Genomic DNA, 525 nt, shown 5'->3' with positions numbered 1-525 from the left:
TTAACACCAACAGTTGCGAATGATGTATTAACAGTTACAGAAGGTACTACAGGCACAGTAAATGTATTAACGAATGATGATTACTTACCAGGAGCAAATACCACAATTGTAGATGCAGGTACAGGAACAGCAAAAGGAGTAGTAAGTTTTAATCCATTAACAGGATTAATGAGCTATACACCAGCAGCAGGCGAAGAAGGTACCACAGTTACTGTAGATTACACAGTTTGCAACACAGCTGTAAATCCAGCTGTTTGTAAAACAGCCACAGTAACAATTACGGTTCAGAAAGACAATGATGGAGATGGAGATCCAGACGTCACAGATTTAGACGATGACAATGATGGTAATCCAGACACGAGTGATCCAAATCCATTAACACCAACAGTTGCGAATGATGTATTAACAGTTACAGAAGGTACTACAGGCACAGTAAATGTATTAACGAATGATGATTACTTACCAGGAGCAAATACCACAATTGTAGATGCAGGTACAGGAACAGCAAAAGGAGTAGTAAGTTTT

The 525-nt window shown here is 38.9% G+C and carries 1 protein-coding gene; it reads left to right on the top strand.

What is annotated here, in order from left to right:
* On the top strand, positions 1 to 525 hold a 525-nt coding region (locus ACY2RW_RS16090), incomplete at both ends, for an Ig-like domain-containing protein (RefSeq protein WP_490123753.1).

This window comes from Polaribacter sp. 2305UL8-11, from assembly GCF_058147165.1.
The sequence above is the reverse complement of the archived record's forward strand: the minus strand, read 5'-3'. Positions and strand labels throughout refer to the sequence as shown.